General features: G+C 48.0%; 13 protein-coding genes. 2 read left to right on the top strand and 11 right to left on the bottom strand.

Annotation, left to right across the window (positions count from 1 at the left end; translation table 11 throughout):
• Positions 1-196: 196 nt before the first annotated feature.
• From DXA36_RS16145 to DXA36_RS16135, 3 genes are read right to left on the bottom strand one after another with little or no spacing between them, the layout of a single operon-like run.
• Positions 197-1,969, bottom strand: coding sequence for a sensor histidine kinase (locus tag DXA36_RS16145; RefSeq protein ID WP_118680557.1), 1,773 nt, complete (start codon positions 1,967-1,969; stop codon positions 197-199).
• Between the two features lie 2 nt (positions 1,970-1,971).
• Positions 1,972-3,495, bottom strand: coding sequence for a response regulator transcription factor (locus DXA36_RS16140; RefSeq protein WP_118680556.1), 1,524 nt, complete (start codon positions 3,493-3,495; stop codon positions 1,972-1,974).
• Positions 3,496-3,505: 10 nt separating this feature from the next.
• The gene (locus tag DXA36_RS16135) at positions 3,506-5,770 is read right to left on the bottom strand and encodes a beta-L-arabinofuranosidase domain-containing protein (protein ID WP_118680555.1); all 2,265 of its coding nucleotides are present in this window, start codon (positions 5,768-5,770) and stop codon (positions 3,506-3,508) included.
• A 446-nt stretch (positions 5,771-6,216) separates the two neighbouring features.
• Here DXA36_RS16135 and DXA36_RS16125 point away from each other — a divergent pair, with 446 nt between their 5' ends.
• Positions 6,217-7,473 (top strand): aminopeptidase P N-terminal domain-containing protein, encoded by a 1,257-nt coding sequence (locus DXA36_RS16125; protein ID WP_118680553.1) that lies wholly within the window; start codon positions 6,217-6,219, stop codon positions 7,471-7,473.
• 98 nt (positions 7,474-7,571) lie between these two features.
• On the opposite strand, the gene DXA36_RS16120 is transcribed toward DXA36_RS16125, so the two are convergent.
• From DXA36_RS16120 to DXA36_RS16085, 8 genes are all read right to left on the bottom strand, one after another.
• Positions 7,572-8,084 carry a flavodoxin domain-containing protein gene (locus DXA36_RS16120; protein WP_182479106.1) on the bottom strand — a complete coding sequence of 171 codons (513 nt, stop codon included), beginning with the start codon at positions 8,082-8,084 and terminating at the stop codon, positions 7,572-7,574.
• The gene (locus DXA36_RS16115; protein ID WP_118680551.1) at positions 8,077-8,646 is read right to left on the bottom strand and encodes a TetR/AcrR family transcriptional regulator; all 570 of its coding nucleotides are present in this window, start codon (positions 8,644-8,646) and stop codon (positions 8,077-8,079) included. The genes DXA36_RS16120 and DXA36_RS16115 overlap by 8 nt, the downstream gene beginning before the upstream one ends.
• Before the next feature lie 220 nt (positions 8,647-8,866).
• Positions 8,867-10,228 (bottom strand): ADP-ribosylglycohydrolase family protein, encoded by a 1,362-nt coding sequence (locus DXA36_RS16110; RefSeq protein ID WP_182479105.1) that lies wholly within the window; start codon positions 10,226-10,228, stop codon positions 8,867-8,869.
• Between the two features lie 144 nt (positions 10,229-10,372).
• Complete coding sequence (locus DXA36_RS16105) at positions 10,373-12,715, bottom strand: ABC transporter permease (protein WP_118680549.1); 2,343 nt, start codon at positions 12,713-12,715, stop codon at positions 10,373-10,375.
• Positions 12,708-13,403, bottom strand: coding sequence for an ABC transporter ATP-binding protein (locus DXA36_RS16100; protein WP_118680548.1), 696 nt, complete (start codon positions 13,401-13,403; stop codon positions 12,708-12,710). The genes DXA36_RS16105 and DXA36_RS16100 overlap by 8 nt, the downstream gene beginning before the upstream one ends.
• Before the next feature lie 203 nt (positions 13,404-13,606).
• Positions 13,607-14,839, bottom strand: a complete 1,233-nt coding sequence (locus tag DXA36_RS16095) for a HAMP domain-containing sensor histidine kinase (RefSeq protein WP_147366608.1) — start codon at positions 14,837-14,839, stop codon at positions 13,607-13,609.
• 20 nt (positions 14,840-14,859) lie between these two features.
• On the bottom strand, positions 14,860-15,564 hold the full coding sequence (locus DXA36_RS16090; protein WP_118680546.1) for a response regulator transcription factor: 705 nt from the start codon (positions 15,562-15,564) through the stop codon (positions 14,860-14,862).
• Positions 15,565-16,202: 638 nt separating this feature from the next.
• Entirely contained in the window at positions 16,203-17,234 is a 1,032-nt protein-coding gene (locus tag DXA36_RS16085) for a hypothetical protein (RefSeq protein ID WP_118680545.1), read from the bottom strand.
• Positions 17,235-17,760: 526 nt separating this feature from the next.
• Between DXA36_RS16085 and asnA the strand changes: the two genes are divergently transcribed.
• Positions 17,761-18,771: an aspartate--ammonia ligase gene (gene asnA, locus DXA36_RS16075; protein ID WP_118680543.1), complete on the top strand. Its 1,011-nt coding sequence runs from the start codon at positions 17,761-17,763 to the stop codon at positions 18,769-18,771.
• Positions 18,772-18,931 lie beyond the last annotated feature (160 nt).

Genomic DNA, 18,931 nt, shown 5'->3' with positions numbered 1-18,931 from the left:
TATTCTACAATAAATTTTAATAATACTTATCAAAAAACTACAATTTTTCATACATGTGATTTTATTTTTATCATTAACTTACAAAATATATAGTTTTTTCATTTTTATACGTATAATTTCATATACTTATGACAATTTATATCTTTGTTAAACTTCATTATTGACTCCGCCTGTCCATACAAAAACATGCCGGACATTAGTCCGGCATGTTTCCTGCTTGTGCAATTTCCTTCCATACACGTGGGATTCCAATGATAACCCTGGTTCCAATTCCTTTTTCACTTTCCAGATGAAGCCCATACCGGGAACCGTACTGCAGCTTAATTCTGATATCAATATTTTTGAGTCCATATCCCCCGTTTCCTTTATTTACTGCAGCCTGTACCTCTTCCAGTCTCTCCCGCTCCATTCCGCTGCCGTCATCCTCAATTACAAAATAAACGGTCTCTTTTTCTTCATAAACCATCACCTTTATATGAAGAACTCTTCCGTTATTATCCCTGATTCCATATTTTATGGAATTTTCCACTACAGGCTGCAGAAGCAGCTTCAGACATCGGTACTGTAATGTTCCTCTGGAAATATCATATGTAATATCAATACTGTCATCAAAACGGAATTTCTGAATAACCATATAGCTCTTCAGAAGTTCCACTTCCTCCTGGACCGATACTATTCTTTTCCCCTTATTCAAGGATACCCTGTAAAATTCTCCCAGCGCTTTTACGCATTTGTTAGTCTGCCCGTCACCTTCCATAATGGATAAAGAGGAAATCGTTGAAAGAGCATTATAAAGAAAATGCGGATCGATTTGTTCGTAAAGAAGGTTAATTTCACTATCCCTGAGCCTTAATTGCTTCTGATAATTCTCATGGATCAGAACCTCCATCTGACGTGTCAGATCATCCATTGCATCTGCCACCTTACCGATTTCATCATTTGTTTTTTCTCTCACCAGATAACTGAAATCTCCCCTTCTCAACCTCCCGGTTGCATAGACAATCCGGTTGATTCTCTGTGTGAAATTTCTGCCATACAATAGAATGGCGGCCAAAGCCATAATTGCGGTAAGCGCCAGAAGAAAAAGGATTTTTTCCGCCATGAGATCCGCTTTTTCAAGAACAGAAGCTTTATCCGCGATTACGAGAACTTTCATATTCATCTGACAATCCTTCGTCACCATATAATACATTCCCTGTTCCAAAAGGCTTCCTGGCTGCTCCCAGTCAATATCCTCCCATCTTATGGAATCTTCCAATACTTCCTCCGCGTGTTTCCCCAAATCCCCTCGTTCCGAAGAAGCCAGCACCGTGCCGTCTTCACTTAATACAAATTTACGGCAGGTTTCCTTTTCATCATATATCAAATCACAAACGCTCACTGCGTCTACCTGTATCTGAAGGACATTCTGCAACGACCCGTTATTAAAATAATTCAGCAGTTTGACCATCCCGATATACGGTCTTTCATAGCCATACTCCTTCCGGCTGTCCACTCCTGCCACAACCGTAAATCCATTCGCATCCACGGCCTTCTGAAACCAGCCCTCTTTCATCTGGCTTACCTTCCTGAAATAATTCCCGTCCTCCGGAAGTGTCTCATTAAAGCTGTAAAACTCAATTTTTGTGGTTTCCGGACAAAGCAGGGCAAGTTTCAGCATCACCTTATCTATATAGGGATACATACTTTCATATCCCGTATCGCTGTAATCTGCCATGATATAGGCGTTGGTATAGAAATCCATATAAATACTGTCTATAATTGCGGCATATCTGTCCGTCCATGCATCCATCAGGTTTCCTGCCTGTTCGGATTCCTGACGGATGTACCTGTAGCCATCCTCTTCCAGAGCAAAACGGAGGACATAAAATGTATATAAATAGGCTATGATCAGGGGAATCAGGCCTAAAATAACATAGAAGCCTACCAGCTTGACTCCCACACTGCAGTATTTTTTACTTTTATCCATAGCTACAGGCCTCTTCTCCACTCATTAGGTGTCTTTCCAAAACGCTTCTGAAAAATGGCACAAAAATAAGACACATTATCATAGCCTACCATCGAAGCTACACGGCTTACCTTGGCAGAGGTGTTTTTCAGCAGTTTACACGCCTTATCCAACCTGTATTCCGACAAATAATTCTTTATAGTCATCCCGCTGCCGCTTTTGAAAATACTCCTGACATAATTGGGTGACAGCCCGATTTCAGAGGCGATCATTTCAACCGATATCGGCTCCATATAATGATTCTCGATATAATCCTCCACATATACTACCACTCTGTAATTAGCATTTTCCTGAAGAGAACAGTACCATGTTAAAATCACATTCAGATATTGAATCAGGCCTTCTTTTATCTGGCTGTCATTATTGGCTTCCTCTGCCAGCTGCACAATCGTTTTACCCTGAAAACGCATGGCAGGGTATTGTCTTGCCAGCTCCTCATTTTCTATTACAAGCTCATCATTGATATGATTATATAGACGAATAATATTGTTTTTATAAATACTCGGACACGCTTCTCTGCAGATATTCAGATAATCCTCCAACCGCTCAAAGCATAGCTGACTGTCGCCATGAGACAGCTGTGACGTAATATCCTTACGCAGTATATGCAGTTTTTTGCGTTCCTCCTCCGCCAGTTCTGCTTTCTTCTCCCCCCTTAACAATTCGGATAAAGAAGCCGGTGTCAGGCTGTCCAGATAAAAAGCGGCATCCGCAGCCTTTTCAAACCGGCCCCTGATAATTCTTGCCTCAGCAAGCCTGTGTTCTCCTTCCATATAAACTACACCGAGATTTTCCTGATTTTTATACAGGTATGCCGCCATACTTTCTGCCACATCATGGCACTCCACACTTGTCTTAAGCAAAAGCAGATTCAGCTCCTGCAGCTCCACATAATAAAACACCTCCGGAAATTCCCGAAAGAAATCTTTTTCCGGAGGATTTCCGCTTTTTCCATATAGTCCGATCACGCTGTATCGGAACGTATCTTCTTCCCTATTTTCCATTGCAAAAAACTGGCCGATCAAAGTCTCCGCCGGTTGCATGTCATCTTTAAATATATTATCTATTATTTTCCGTTCTGCATGAACCCGGGAATGACTTACCGTTTGTTCCTGTTCCAACGATACCAGGATACCTTTTACCACCCGTTCAATATCTTCGACAAGAAAAGGCTTTAAAATATAGTCTGTTGCCGAAAGTCTGAAGGCCTGCCTGATAAAATCCATTTCATCATAGCCGGTTAGAAAAATTATTTTTACTCTTTTATCCTTTTCCCTCAGCTGTTTTGCAAATTCAATTCCATCCATAACCGGCATCCTGATATCTGTAAACACAATATCCGGCTTCTTAAAATCTGCTGTTTCCAGTGCCTGAAGCCCGTTATTTGCCGTATAAACAGCCCCGATTCCCAGCTTCTTCCAATCAACATAATTCTTCAGTGTATTCAGTTCCAGCCGTTCATCATCTACCAACAGTACCTTATACATATCTCTGCCTCTATCCCTTTTTCATATATACCTGATACTCTTCCTTCCAAACCTTTTCCAATGGAATAAACAGACAGCCGTTTTCTCTGCACCGGAAAGCCAGAGGCCTGGATGCTTCCCGTTCAAAATCCTCATCGGCATTTCCCGCATGAAGCATCATCCGCTCCTCCTGCTCTGTAAGGGCTGCAAGAATATAAGGGCCGAAGAATACAGTAAAATAATTAGCTCTGTCAGGAGCCACTTCATATCTGAGGGTACACGGCCATCTGATTTCTACCTCGTCATCCTTCTCCCACAATCTGTGAAAAACAAGATATCCTTCCTGCATCTTTGGTTCATAAGCTTCTCCATTTACAAGAATCTCAGGTAATCCTTCCGCCCAATACGGCCTGCGGATTTTAAACACACGATGACCTGCCGCTTTTATCTGCAAAAAAATCCTGCCGGGATTCTCTTCTTCTGTTTTAAGGGCCACTTCCAGACCGCTGTCCGGAAGGCTGAGTACCGATGGGATAAAAAGATTAACAAAGACGGTTTCCTTATCCACTGCAAAAATATGCTCTGCATACTTAAAATGGCTTTCCAGGCCGGTTCCATGACAGCAGCTGTTCTCTGAAAGGTCAAAACCTTTCACCGCCTTCGGCCGCATGGACAGAAAATAAGTACTTCCGCCTGTGGGCTGATGATCACAGGAAGAAAGGATGTGATTATAAACAGCTCTTTCATAATAATCCATATATGCTGCCTCCGGGTGGTACTGATACAGTTCCCCGGTCAGCTTGAGCATATTGTAGGTGGCGCAGCTTTCAGCGGTACTCTTTGTCAACAGGCCCGAAATATTTCCTGCCTCATGGAACATCTCACTTTCTCCGGTTCCTCCGATAGCATACATATGGAACTGCGTAACTATCTTCCAAAACAGGGACGATAATAAATAGTACCGATTTTCCCCAGTCATCTCATACATCTTCAAAGCGCCTATAATCTGAGGAATATGCTGGTTGGCATGCATCCCGTCCAATGCATCCACCCCCTGTTCCAATGGGTAAAACAGCCGATCATTGTCAAAGCAGCGTGCGGCTTCCAAAAATTCTTTTTTCCCGGTAAGCCGGTAAAGCTCCGCCATGGATTCATTCATGCCGCCGTATTCACCTGCGATATAAATACTCCACATCTTCACTCTCTGTTCATGTGACAGTACGCTGAGTCTGCCATATACCCAATCCCCAATTCCCTCTGCAATTTTTCCCGCTTTCGGAATCCCGGCCAGCTTGTATAAATCAATCAGTCCTGCCAGTATTTTATGCAGGGTATAGTAAGGCGCCCATATCTTCGGATAGGACGTATATTTTTCAAGCAAATCGAACTGTTCTTCCGAATAGGCCGACAAAAAGCCTTTATGATACCCTTCCTTCTGTCCGAAGGCATCCTGACATTCTCCAAGCGCGTCCGTCATATAAACCGCTTTTTCTAAAATCTCCTCATCTCCGGTGGCATGATAGCACAAGGCCAATGCGGATAAATAATGGCCCGTACTGTGCCCGCGCAGCAGCCCTTCAGGAGAATCCCAACCCGTCATGGAAGAAGCACCTCGCACCGGAAGTCCTGCGGCACGTCTGAAATTATACAGCCACTGATCTTCGTTCGTATGAAGCAGGTAGCTGTGCATCCTTTCCTGTGCGTCATAAAAATCACTGCCTTGAAAAAGCTTTGTATAATCTGCACAGCTTTTAACCTCTTTTACCGCAGAGGAAGGAACCAACTTGTCTTCCCCTACCTCCACAATTCCGCTCACTGGTATCTGCGTATCCTTCAGTCTGCCGTACACTTCATAATTTCCCGGCTGCTCCCAACACCGGACCGGGCCACCTTCCCATTCCACAAAATGGGCAATTACTCGGTTATCCTTTGTTTTTACCGCAGAAGCGAAGGGCAGGCATACCTCTTCGCCCATTACGGTATATTTTCTGATTGGATAAATTTCCGCCGCCTCAATCCGGTTATTTTCCTCTAGTATGGTCACCAGATATGGCTTCTCTTCTTCATATTCTCCATATCGGAAGCATGCTGTCATGGTAACTTCCCGATTACCTCTTCCATAGGCAGGTCTGGATACCCGGCCTGCATGATCCATAAAATTCAGATTATCAGAATGCCAGCTTATCTGCGAACCATGCTTCCCTGCTTCCGGCAGTTCCAAATCAAACTCCACAGTTCCCAGGTTCCCCAGATACAGCTCTTCCATATCCTTTCTTACAACTTCTCTGTCTGTCATACACCTTCCCACCCTTTTTTGTGCATATTTTCATGAAATAAATATTATTTTACATTTTTTCATAAAAATGAATATTATATTGACTATCTTTTTATTATTCATTATAATGAAATTTATACAAAAAGTCAATATAATTAACCCCCCAGCGGGTGCAGATAAAAAAGTTTGGCATCACCCTGCCCTGCTTCCCTGTGCGGCCTGCTGCCCTGCAAGGATTCCTGTAAGGGGCGTTATAAGCGCGCCGGTCCTTAGGCTGCGTCCTTTGCAGCCTTAGTACCGCTGCGTGATTATCCGAGCGGAAGCGTCCCCTGGAAGGAACCTTGCGGGGCAGCAGGCCGCACAGGGAAGCAGGGGGTGATGCCAAGCTTTTTTATCTACACACACCCGCAGCCAATTACTATACGGCAATAGTAGTAACCGTTTCGCTTTTGCCGGAAGGAGGATGAATGAAAAAAGAATTCCACCAGGAAAACAGATCTTCTCTCTGTCAGTCACTTGCCCCCGGAAGCCTGCTGCTTCTTTTCAGCGGACACGCTCCCCGCAAAACCGGAGATGAGGATTATCCGTACTTTGCGGATCGAAGCTTTGTCTACTACACCGGAATTGAACAGCAGGACAGCGTTCTGGCAATTCTAATCGACAGAGAAAGCATACAGGAAATACTGTTTATGCTGCCTCCGGATGTTCATGCAGAGCGTTGGAATGGGAAACGTCTCAGTCCGCAGGAAGCACAGGAAAGATCCGGTATAGAAGAATTCCGTTATCTGACGGATTTTACCGCTTTTTTGGACAGACAGCTTGTATCCGGCGGTATCTCAACCGTCTGTCTTGATTTTGACAGAAAAAAGACGGATGAGCAGCCTGTACGCCAGGCATTCAGACTGGCAGATAAACTGCGTGATGATTATCCTTATGTGACATTGTCCAATATCCATAATCAAATCAAGGCGCAGCGTACCATCAAAAAACCTTGCGAAATCGATGCAATGCGTTATGCGGAAACCATCACCTGTGAAGGCATCCAGGCCATGATGCATGCATCGCATGACGGCATGTTTGAGTACCAGTATAAAGCAGAATTTGATTATGCCCTGGCACAGCGCGGTGTACTTTCCCCTGGTTTTCCTTCCATTGTTTCTGCCGGGAAAAACAATTTCTGTATTCATTATTATTCCTGCAGGGGGCAGGCCCATGACGGGGACATGATCCTCAATGATGTAGGCGCCTGCTGGGATAATGAAATCAATGATGTATCCAGAGGCTGGCCCGTAAATGGTAAATTCAGCGAAAAGCAGCGGCTTCTGTATACCTGTGCCTACAACACTTCCAATTACATGTTTCGTATTCTGCGTCCCGGTCTTCCCATGTCCTTTGTGGATCAGGAAATAAGACGTTATAATTTCGAACAGCTGAAGGAAATCGGCGTATGTGATAATTTTGAGGATGTAGGAACTTATATCTGGCATGGCGGAGCTCATCATGTCGGATATGATGTTCATGACGAAGTCGATATTAACGAAGGGCGCAGGTCTTTGGAACCAGGTATGGTTTTCTGCGTAGATGTGGGAATTTATCATGAAGAATGGGGAATCGGCTTCCGTCTGGAAGATAACTGCCTTATCACACCTGACGGCTGTGAAAACCTATCCGCTGTAACACCCAGAAGTATTGAAGATATTGAAGCTTTTATGGGAAAACGATAAAACACATTTATACCAGCACCCATTTACAGGGTTTTACCAGTACCGCCGGACGGAAATCCGCCGGGCGGTACTTATTATCCAGAGGATTTTTCCTCTGCTCACTTCAGCCATTCCAGCAGCCCCTTCAGAGATTCCCGGGAAGTATTATCATACGATCGGCTGATAGCCTGGTACATTTCACTGTCCTCCCCTTCCTTTTTCTTCATCATCTCCCGGAACATAGACATCAGCAGCTTATCTGCAGCGCCCATTTTCTCATAGGCCAGCCCGCCCTGCATATAGAAAACCTTTATACGCCCCCATTCTTCCGGCGTAAAATTCTGTTTCCATTCCTTTTCCAGCCCCGGTGTGTGTTCCGGCCTGGATCCGGTGGCAAATACGCCGATTTTCTTACCTGACAGCTCCGGCAGCTTCTTCCGGAACCATTTGATACCTCCGATGGTGCCTGCATATACACCGCCGCCATACAGGATCGTATCATAATGGCTGTAATCCGCCTGTTCACGCTGCTCATACGGAATCAGGTCACAGCCTGTTTCTTCCGCAATCCACTGCGCATATTTTTGGGTAAACCCTGTTTTCGATTTATAGATTACTCCTATTTTACTCATTGCTTTCCTCTCTGCTTTGTACGCAAAAGGCATGATATGCCTTTTCCAACTGATCGCTGATTTCTTCCTCCGGTATGTCGGAACCGGTTGTGGCAAGAATGGAAGCGATCCCCATCGTGTAAATAATCATGTTAAGATGCAGCTCTCTGGCTTTTTCCGGGCGGATCTGCAGGGTTTGTGCAAGATAATCCCCCATGTCCGCACTGCCTTCTTTGGAATACAGTTCCCGGAGGGAACCGATGTCCTGGCGGCGGCGCAGGAAATACAGCTTGAACAAGTCAGGCTCCTCTTTGGCAAAATGGATCTGGGCCTGCCCCATGCTCCGGAAATAATCGGACTTATCCAGGCGGGCCGCAATATATTCCTTCATAAAAAGCCTGGTACGCTCCACCAGCTCCTCCCGCAGCCCCTCCATATTGGAACAGTAGCTGTAAATAGGCTGTACCGAGCAGCCCAGCCTTTCCGCGATAGTCTTTACGATGACTTTCTCCGCCCCTTCTTTCCGGGCAATTTCAAAAGCGGCCTCCACCACCATTTCTTTTGTAATTCTTTGCTTTGGCACAAAACTCCCTCCTGTCTTATTTTCCCAATTATATAAACTAGTTATATAATCTTTTTATATAACTAGTTTATATTCAATCACCGGATTTGTCAACACACTTTCTATTGTTGCCGTAAGGGCACAGGAAGGATAGGAAAGGCCACGACGGATCCATAAAACGGGCGGCGCCTTCGATCCGGATGGATATCCTGACCAAAGACGCCGCCTGCTGCTGTCCGTCTTACCTCTTTTTCATCACCGCTATCGTTCTTTCCGTAATCTCCTCCACGGAAATCCTGGTATAGCTGTTAACGCTGGAACAGATTATCTGCCTGACGGGTGCCGTCCATCTGCTGTCTATCGCTTTGTATCCGCGCGCAATTCCCACAACGGAACCCACCGTTGCCCCGTTGCAGTCCGTATCAAACCCTGCCAGGACCGCATGGATAACCGCCTGGCTGTAATCCGTACCAAAGCACAGGACACAGGCCGTAACGATCAAGGCATTGGGAATTGCCAGACACCAGTCAAAGGAATCGGCTTCCTCATATTTCCCATGGATCGCTTCCAGCAGTTCCTCCCAGGAACCGCCTTTCTTCCGGGAATCCAGAAGCTCCTTCAGCGCGTTATACAGCCTGCTGCTGCAAGGGATCTGCTTCATGGCCTCTTCCACCCAGCCGGAAGGCTCCGGCAATACGGCTGCTGCCGCGATGAGCGCCGCAATATACATGGCGGCATATACCCCGTTTTTGGACTGGGCCACAACTGCGTCCCGCCATGCCATCTGCGCGGCAAGCGCAGGATCTCCTGCGGCTATATATCCGTAGAAATCCACCCGGATCTGCGCCCCGATCCACTCCCGGAAGGGGTTGGCAAGACGGCCGGATTCCGGGGGGAGGATCCCATGCATCAGGTTCCTGTAGGCAACCCGTTCCGCCGTACAGGTATGGAAAGCGGGAAGGCCGAACAGCCAGGACTGTGCCACATCCTCCGAAGTAAAGGCTCCCCCGCTGCGCTCCAGAACGCGAAGAGACAAAACCGTATAGTTCATATCATCATCTACAGGATAGGTATCCATATTATTGATCCAGCAGATATTCTGCCGATCATAAGCGGTGCCTTCATCCACATCTTTCACACCATATTTCTCCCTGACAGCGGGATCCACATCGGAACGGATATAGCCCGACAGCGGATACTGCCCGCTTTCCTCCAGATATCCCCGGATTTTGCCCCGGCTCCAGCCTTCCACGGGAACGCCCAGCAGACAGCCGGAGGCACGTCCTGTCCATGCCCCCCGGATCCGATCCTCCAGCTCCGTTTCCGGGATCCGTGTCTGTATTCCCTTCCCCTCACAGGCCTGCACGATTTTCTCCCACTCTTCCGGTTCATCAAAAGGAAAATCCGCCGCTGCCGGGCTGTTTTCCATATCTTCCAGAAGCTGCCTGGCACACCTTTCCTTTTCCGGCCCCTCTTCCATGTTCCGGATTTCCTCCGCCCGGGGAAGGAGACGGGAAATATCCTTCCCCTCCTCCGTACATTGCCGGATTTCATCCCGGATATTGGCACTGTCTTTCATCCACAGCATTTTGTCTTTCAGCATAGTCTTTCCTCCCCATAGCTTTTCCGTCTTTCCTTCATCATAAAAGAATCCGGCAAAAGGTACAATGAAAAAATACATTGATTTATATCATTTTCTTTACTTTTTTGCTGAAACTTCACAGGCACCCTTCAGGATCCTATCTCTTTATAATGCATGAATGGTATCCACGATATCCATATCCCTTATTTTCCGTGCGGGCCTCCTTACCGCAAGCAAGGTGGCTGCAAAGGTGACTCCCACTATAACCACGAGCTGCCCCATGGGAAACCGCCAGGACGTCCCCCAGCGGGAGGTAATCAGCTGCCCGTATACAAAGCGGTGGGCAGGCAGTCCCATAAGGATTCCCAAAGCCGCTCCCAGAATGGCATAAACAAAAGCTTCCGCCCTCACCATATGAAGAAGCTGCTTTCCCTCCATTCCGATAGCCCGCATCACACCGCACTGGTTCATCCTCTTTGTTATGCTCATATGAATGTTATTGATAATATGCAGAACCGATATCAGCAGAATCACTGCCAGGAAACCATAGACAAACACGGAAAATGAAAAAAGTATTGCCCTGGTTTCTTCTTTATCCTTTCTGGCATCGGAAAAGGTAAGCCCCTGCTCCAGGGCCAAATCCCGCATCTGTAATGCCGCATCCTCTCCCCCCCGCCTTTTCAGCTGGACATCCACAATGGTATAGCCGTTCTTCCCGGTTATCGCACGAAAGGTTTCTTCCGAACAAATCAGAATCTGTTCCCCATTAGCGCTGTCAAAAGGACTGCTGCCCAAAATGCCGGCAATTTCTGCTTGCCCGCCCTTTCCATCCGGATACAGGGAAAGCGTTTCCCCCACCTTCCAGGGGCTGTCATCCCGGGTAACGGCCAATACCTTCCCCGTCTCCTCCGCCGCCTCTTCTATGCTGCCATCCAGAAGGGTATCCTCCGCCCACCCGAACTGGTACTGTTCATAGGATATCAGGTAAGCGGTTTCCTGTTCTTCCCCGCCGCTCCTGCTGAAGGGAAATGCATAGTCAAACATACGTCCGTATACTTTATCCGCTCCCTGCAGCTGCTTGCATTTTTCATATGTCCCGCTGTCAATGGAACCGCTGTCATCCGGGCTTACCAGCGAAATATCCGGGGACCATGGCTGCAGAGGCCGTATGGCATGTTTCATAAAATCAATAAGACCGGAAAAGCTCATAAACATAAGAATACTGAAGGCAAAGGACGCCACCATCAGAATCAGGTTCTTCCGGTTTTCAAGCGCATGGTAAATTCCCAGTGTCCCGTCAATTTTTCCTCTGCCCAGCATATGGGTGTTTTTGATTTTTCCATTATTTTCCGCGTTGCCGCTTACCGCCGTGAGCGGGGAAACAGCCGCCGCCTTTTTGGCTGGTGACAAAGAAGCCAGAAGGCAGGATACAAGCCCTACTGCCGCACCGGCCGCAATGCCGGGAATGCTTATTCCAAATACGGGCATATCTGCAAAATATTCCGGATTCAGGCTGCGCAGCAGACCGCAAAGTCCCCATATGACCAGGATACCGGCGGCGAGGCCGGCGGGTATTGCTTTTCTGCAATAGGTCAGCCCTTCCCGGATGACAAACCGTCTTATTTGCTTACGGGAAGCTCCCAGGCATCGAAGCATCCCAAAAAAGCGGATCCTTTCCGACACACCGGTCTGGAAGCTGCTGCTGATCATAAGAATCGCGGCAATAAGCACGAACAGAAAAAGTATGGCGGCCGTTCCATACATTGCCATAAAGTATGGATCCCCGCTTTGCCCCATGGCTGCCAGCAGATAGCTGTTATCCTGGATTTGCTCCGGGGAAATCCCAAGATTTTCCTCTATTTTCTCTTTTTCCCCCTGAATATCGGTAAAAGGTTTAAACTGCATATAAAAACGATCCGCATAATCCTCCGGCGGAAAGGTATTGTAAAATCCATGGGTTGTCATAACAATGCCTGCCTGATCCGATTTCAGTACGGCGGCGGTATCCTCCGCTATGGCTGTAATTGTCAAAGGGATCACCCGTCCGTCCGGCCCTGATACTTCTATGCCGTCACCCACCCCAATTCCCAATGTACGGGCCATCGTGGCGGTAAGCAGCGCTTCCCCGTCTCCCTGCGGGTAGCTTCCTTCCGTCAGCCGGATCCCAAGCGCCCCGGCAATGTCTTCCTGCGCCCCCATAATATTGGCGGCTTTTCCATCCAAAAGATAGCCCGTGGATCCGCCGGTGCTGCCCACATAACCGCTCACCGCGGCCTGGGGGCGCAGAGCCAGCAGCTCCGCCTGTTCCCCGGTAATATCCCGGATGGATATATGCCAGTTGCCGTATTGCTTTTTCATACTGATCTGCTGGGTCTGCAGTTCCATATCCGCCATACCGAAAATAGTGGCAACCAGGGCCACTGCCAGAAGAATTACTACCAGGCTCATCCGGTTTTTGCTCTTATGCCTTTTGGCATACGCCTTTACCAAATCCAGATAACTATTCATCACTGCCCTCCCTTCCGGAATTCACTTCCGTCAGGCAGCCGTCCGTCACCCGGAATACCCGATCCGCATCCGCCGCAATATTCATATTATGGGTAATCATCAATACACTTTGCCGGTATTTCCGGGACATCCCGTGAAGCAGGGAAATGACCTCACTGCTCGTTTTGGAATCCAGGTTTCCCGTAGGCTCATCCGCCAGTATCAGGGCCGGATGATTCATCAGCGCCCGGCCGATAGCCACTCTCTGCTGCTGCCCGCCGGACAGCTGGCTGGGCAGATGTGTTCTGCGCTCCTTCAGCCCCAGGCTTCCCAGCAGCTCCTCCACATATGCCATATCCGGTTTCTTATAATCCAGCAAAACAGGAAAAACCAGATTCTGCTCCACCGTCAGTTCCGGAATCAGGTGGAATCCCTGGAAAATAAACCCTATATTTCTCCTCCGGAATACCGTCCGTTCCTTCTCCTTCATTGCAAACAGATCTTTACCATCCAGCAGCACTCTGCCCGCCCCCGGTGTATCCAGGCCCCCCACCAGATTCAGCAGGGTACTTTTTCCCGAACCGGATTCCCCCACCACTGCCGCAAATTCTCCTTTTTCCATTGCGAAGGAAACCGTCTTAAGCGCCTCCACCCTGGCATCTCCGGCTCCATATGTCTTGCTCAGATTATCCACCTTTAATATTTCCATGGTATACTTCCTTTCTTTCCCCTTGCTTTGGCCGCCCGTTTCCCTCCCCTTTATCCCATTAAATTTCTGAGGCCGGGAAACACAGGCCTGCGTTTCTTCTACGAAAGTAAGTATATCGGAAAAAGCTTACTCTCACATGTCTGCCACCTTACAGTTCTGTAAGCTACCGGGCCGGTTCCTTACATCCCATACGACGCCGGAGCCTATGGCAGAAAAATCGTGAAAGCAGCTCCCTGCCCCAAAATACTGTCCACGCCGATGGTACCGCCATGTCCTTCCACAATTGCCTTTGTCAGCGGCAGCCCCAGCCCGGCGCCCTCCCGGTCATTGGAAAAACGGCTTCGGTAAAAACGCCGGAATATGGAATACAGATCCTCGGGATGGATGCCGCTCCCATTGTCCGTTACCTGTATCCGCACGCCAACGGCGGTATTCTCCCAGGCGATTTCCACCCGTTGTCCCTCCTTCGTATGATCCAATGCATTCTTCACCAGATTGGATACGGCCTCCTGCATCCAGTCCCGGTCACATACCATATGACTGTCCGCATCGCCTGTCAGTATGATTTCCTTTCTTTCCTTCTCCGCTCTCGTTTCCAGCTCGGCGCGGATATCCTCCACCAGCTCCCCCACCTTCACTTCCTGTCTGCGGAAAACGATCATATCCGCATCCAGACGGGCTATTTTTAACAGATTGAGCACCAGGGTCTGCATCCGTTCCAGGGCCGTCACGGATTTTGCGGCAAATTTCTTCACCGTCTCCTCTTCTCCTGTTTCCTGCTGTATAATTTCCTGATACATAAACAGCGCGGCAAGCGGTGTTTTCAGCTGGTGGGATATATTGGTTATGGTGTCCTTCATAAATTCTTTTGCCTTTTTCTGCGCTTCCTTATGGGAATTCAGGGAAGAGGCCATCTCATTCACGGCCGCCGAAAGGAGGGCAAAATCACCTTCCTCCTCCGCAGGGATACGCTGCTCAAAATCCCCTTCCATGAAACGCCTTACGCTTTGTTCCATCCGGTGCAGCTTCCTGTGCGCTTCTGCCAGAAACCGTCCGGCAATCCCCGCCGCCCCCAGACTTATAACGGCTGCAAAAAGGAAAAACCAGATTCCCCACCATAACCCCAGCCGCTTCAAAGGAGGCACCAGCCGTATGGATATAGGTTCTTCATAACCGGCACTGCGCATCAGCTGCCTTCCTTCCTCCGCCATTTCCGCCCGGATATCGCCGCCCAGCACCCGTGCGACCTGTACAGGCTCCATCCCGGCCTGAAGCAATGCCCCTGCGGCCTCCGCCTGCTGCTGCAGATACAGTTTTTTAACATCCTCCATATGCAAATAATAAAGAAGCCCTCCGGCTATTATCATACCGAGCATCAATATGCCGCTTCCGCCTAAAAACCTACGAACATCCTTATCCTTATACAGGCTTTCCATCCCTGAATCCCTCCCCGGCCTCACCTGGTTTCCTTCCATTGATATCCCAGCCCCCGCACCGTAACCAGATGGACAGGGGAAGAAGGATCCGCTTCTATTTTACTGCGCAGCCTCCTGATATACACAGACAGTGTATTATCATCCACAAAATCCCCGTTTCCGTCCCACAGCCGGTCAAGAATCTGTTCTCTTGTGAGGATAACGCCCTGATTCAAAAGAAACAGACAAAGCAGCCTGTACTCCTGTGCCGTAAGCTCAAGAGGCTGTTCTTCCAGCCAGGCTCTGTTCGCATGCAGATCCACCGATACCTTCCCGGATATAAGCTTTCCCTCCTCCTTCTCTTCTTTTGCCCCTCTCTTCCCCGCCCTGCGCAAAAGAGAATGAATCCGGGAAAGAAGCTCATTCAGCCGGAAGGGCTTGGACACATAATCATCCCCTCCTATATCCAGCCCCCTCACCACATTGAATTCCTCATCCGCAGCGGTAAGGAATAATATCGGTACCTCCGATTCCGCCCGCACCTTTTCGCATATCTCAAACCCGTTTCCATCCGGAAGCGTCACATCCAGTATAAGCAGCGTATATACCCCCTTTTCATATATCTGCATGAAATCCTGCACACTCCGGGCAATATCCACCATAAATCCCTCTTTTTTCAGAGAATACTCCAAACCGTCTATCAGGCTCCCGTCATCTTCCACCAATAATATTCTGCCTTGTCCCATCCGTAATATCCTCTCTTTCCTGACTATTATCTCAATCCCTTTCCGCGCAGTCAAATATCCCGCTGCAAACGCATATATCCGGCTCGTTGCCCGCAGTATAAATAATATTATTATGTAACTGCTATGTTACCCGATAATTACATCATTATTATATAAGGCAGTATGGGAAAAGTACAAGCTTTTCATTATGGATATCATTGACAGCCCTGTCCGGCTGGATTATGTTATCCGTTTATTACGGATACCGCTCTGCCGGAGGGCGGAAGGCCATTTTGCTCCTGAGAAGTTTGCGTTTTAAACATATAAGAACCACAATGAAAGAAGCTGCCGTCTGATTTTATAGACGGCAGCTTTGTAACAGATGGAATGAATACCGGCGTATGCATTCATGATACCGACGATCCCACCCCCAAGGCGCGGGCAGGTACCGTATGGTTTATCGTATTTTTCAGCGCTTGACAATTAACTTACCCCTTATTTTGTGCAACGCACTTTTATCGGCATATAATAGTCCATTTGATGGTACCCCATGATCTTGCCGCTTCGGGCGGCGTAATGATGCTGCCCATTCTGCCATCAGGAATTTCAATAATACGAATTGCTTGCATATACACCCCTCCGATTGTTAACTCTTCACGTTACTTTTTGTTATCCGCAAACCTGTCCATAAAGCCGAGCAGTCCGATGATATGATCTGCAAGAGTATCGTCCATGCTTGTCCACCAAAAACGGTAGCCGGGGTAATAGGGGCACAGACTGTACGCGTTCCCCTCATATTGCACTGAGATTTTAGCCAACGGACGGTTCCCGGTTTTGTCGGTCTGTACGCAGTAGCGGCAGCCGTCACAGCGTTTAACACGTGATATCACAAAGCCTTGAAGCCCGGCAGGCATTTCATCAAAATGCTCCAAATACACTTTCATGCCGCCCGGTATACATACGCCGAGAATCCAGGACTCACTGCTGTATGGTTCATATCGCATCGATATGCCTGTATGCTTAATTTTGTATTCACATCCGCCTTTGGGAAATTCATTGCTCCACACCGGGTTTGCATAAGTCAGGGAAAACTTACAGTCGCTGGCGGTAGCGTCATAAATATCAAATGACTTGTAGCCACGGTCGTTCATCCAGCTTATCAGCCTATGAAAAGCTTCGTTCCCAAAGGCTTTTTCGTAAATAGCAGCCGTGTAAATATAGTCGTCCCGAAAGCAGCAATGTGCAAAGCGTGATGGGGTTTGGAAACGTTCTAAGTGTTCCTTTTCCGCCATCCACACCCACGCGGGGGGAAGCTTCGTAAAGTCCGCAATCTCCAGCCTTGAGAGAATTACCTTTTGCCTGCGGTCTAACTTAAACTCCTTATTTGCTCCCATAAGGTACATTTGCATCACCATGGAATCCACCGATTTACAGAATTTCTTCATGTGGTTTTGTATTTCCCGCTTCGGGTCTGACACCCCGCTGTAAAGCGGCGGGGGCGTATCATCCTCATGGAGCGTTGGTACGAAAAGCTGCGGTTCACCATATGCCAACCGGTATAATTTTTCCATCCGATCATAAAATTCTTTCTGTTCCGAAACACTCACCGGCGCCTGCCCGTCCGGAATAAATGGTGGGAATAAATCCAGATACCCCTGTGCAGCGCGTTGTTCTAAGCTCGTATAGACCATTTTACTTATCCTCCTTTAAAGAGCATATAATTAGTAATTATCTTTTACCCATGACAGAAAGCAGCCTTCTCCATCAAAATTTCACCAAGTACTTGTGCTCTGGATGAGACTTCACGGAATCGGGGTATTTCTACCACTCTCACCGCGAAGGCAAACCAATCACTATCATTATAGCTTCATATAATTTAATTTTCCTGACATCAAATGCTATTGTTTGTCCGGCTATCTCATCCTACAGTCTGTTTACGGACGGCAGGAAATAACAGACGGACGGCAGGAAACCTGCGGCCTTCGAACAGACTGATTCCTGGAAGGAACCATGCAGCGCCGCCGTCCCGGGGAAAACCGGGATATGCATTGGACGGGATGCCGCAGGGCACAAAGGGCCGTCTGAACGGTTACGAAACGTAAGATTTTCATTACAGATATAATTGACATCCCTATCCGGCTGGATTATGATAGGAAAGGATTCTAGTGCCATAAAAATCGGGAGGTATATCCGGTCTGTATAACCGGAGAATAAAACATGGAAAACTTAACTATTCCCAAAAACTACCAATCTGCCTTATCCCTTCACGATACCCAGATCGGAATCAAGACAGTGAAGGATTTCTTTCAGAAGCTTCTGGCGGAACGGCTTAATCTGCTGCGTGTATCCGCACCTCTTTTTGTGGATCCGGCCTCCGGCCTGAATGATAACTTAAACGGCATTGAGCGCCCTGTTGCTTTCGGCATCAAGGAGCAAAATGATTATGAAGCGGAAATCGTGCAGTCCCTTGCGAAGTGGAAACGCTATGCACTGAAGAAATACGGCTTCGTTCCCGGCGAAGGCCTGTATACCGATATGAGCGCTATCCGCAGGGATGAGGTTACGGATAACATCCATTCCATTTATGTGGATCAGTGGGATTGGGAAAAAATTATAACAAAAGAAGAACGAACCCTGGATACGCTGAAGGATGTGGTACGCATCGTATACAAGGTACTCCGGAAAACAGAAAAATTTATGTCCATCGAGTACGATTACATAGAGGAAATCCTTCCTCATGACATTTTCTTCGTAACTACCCAGGAGCTGGAGGATATGTTCCCGGACAATACGCCCAAGGAAAGGGAATACTATATTGCGAAAGCCAAGGGTGCCGTCTGTATTATGCAGATCGGGGATATCCTGGAATCCGGCGAACGTCATGACGGCCGCGCGCCGGACTATGATGACTGGTCGCTGAATGCGGATATCGTTGTATATTATCCGGTTCTGGATATCGCCCTGGAGCTTTCCTCCATGGGGATCCGCGTGGACAAAGACGCCCTTCTCTCCCAGCTGGAAAAAGCGGGATGTTCCGGCAGGGCCGGACTTCCTTTCCAAAAAGCTATTATAGAAGAGAAACTTCCTTTCACCATCGGCGGAGGAATCGGCCAGTCCCGTATCTGTATGTTCTTCCTGCGCAAAGCGCATATCGGTGAAGTACAGTGTTCTATCTGGCCGGATGCCATAGCCGCAGAGGCGGAGAGCCACGGTATCCATCTTCTGTAACTGCACTCCGGGCGGTATGAAAAGCCGGCCTGGGGAAATGGGGAAATCCCCATCAGCCGGAACTATATAACAAAAATCCTGCCGGAAACCCGGCAGGATTTTTTTACAGGATAACACGTTCCGCCGCATGGAAGGCTCTCCTGAACCGTACCGGCAGCCG

The sequence above is a fragment of the Eisenbergiella sp. OF01-20 genome (assembly GCF_003478085.1).
Classification (GTDB): Bacteria; Bacillota; Clostridia; order Lachnospirales; family Lachnospiraceae; genus Eisenbergiella.
Note: the sequence above shows the minus strand (reverse complement) of the source record. Positions and strands in the feature narration are given on the sequence as shown.